Source organism: Phyllobacterium sp. P5_D12 (assembly GCF_054049495.1).
Map to the genome: position 1 here is coordinate 1 of NZ_JBFUMG010001087.1, position 734 is coordinate 734.

The following is a 734-nucleotide window of genomic DNA, read 5'->3' on the forward strand; positions in this document are numbered from 1 at the left end:
GCCTAGTAGCACTTTGGTTGAATTGCTGGCATCCAACCTGCCGCCTAACATCCGAGTATCTTGAAGGGCTGAATGACAATTTCATTTGATACACTGGGTTATGCGATACGCTTGGAACAGGGCGGATAGTCCCGCCCATGCCAAGGCGCAAGCTGAAGCCGCGAGGGATTTCATCATGCCCGAACTGGTAACCAAATCTGATCTGAACGTCGYTCTGGAGCTGCTAACGCTTCGTCTTACGGTGCGGATGGGTGCATTTTTCTTCGGAACATCCGTGGCGACGATTGCCGCCATCGCGGCCATCGTAAAACTATTCCCCTGATTTCGAAAAAGCGCTGATTTTAACCCGCCACTAGCCCGGCGAAATCAAAAATCTTCCGGTCCAGCAGATGGCTGGGGCGCGTGTTTGCCAGCGCACGGATCATGATCTCCTTGCGGCCCGGCATGCGCTTTTCGATATCGGCCAGCATCGCCTTCATCATGTTGCGCTGCAGCCCATCCTGGCTGCCGCACAGGTCGCACGGAATGATCGGGAACTGCATGGCGGCGGCGAATTTCTCCAGATCGTCCTCGGCGCAGTAGCTCAGCGGTCGCAACAGCATCAGATCGCCCTCGTCATTGAGCAATTTCGGCGGCATCGCAGCAAGGCGTCCGCCATGGAAAAGGTTCATCAGGAAGGTTTCGAGGATATCCTCGCGGTGATGTCCGAGCACCAGCGCCGAACAGCCCTCCTC

General features: G+C 56.2%; 2 protein-coding genes. One reads left to right on the forward strand and one right to left on the reverse strand.

All coding sequences use genetic code 11. The features are described 5' to 3' along the window. Positions 1–175 precede the first annotated feature (175 nt). A complete protein-coding gene (locus tag ACXJ5O_RS28860) occupies positions 176–322 on the forward strand; it encodes a hypothetical protein (RefSeq protein WP_457302897.1) in 147 nt (48 codons plus the stop codon). A 19-nt stretch (positions 323–341) separates the two neighbouring features. On the opposite strand, the gene ACXJ5O_RS28865 is transcribed toward ACXJ5O_RS28860, so the two are convergent. After that, a partial coding sequence (locus ACXJ5O_RS28865) for an ATP-binding protein (RefSeq protein WP_457302898.1) occupies positions 342–734 on the reverse strand: 393 nt, incomplete at its 5' end.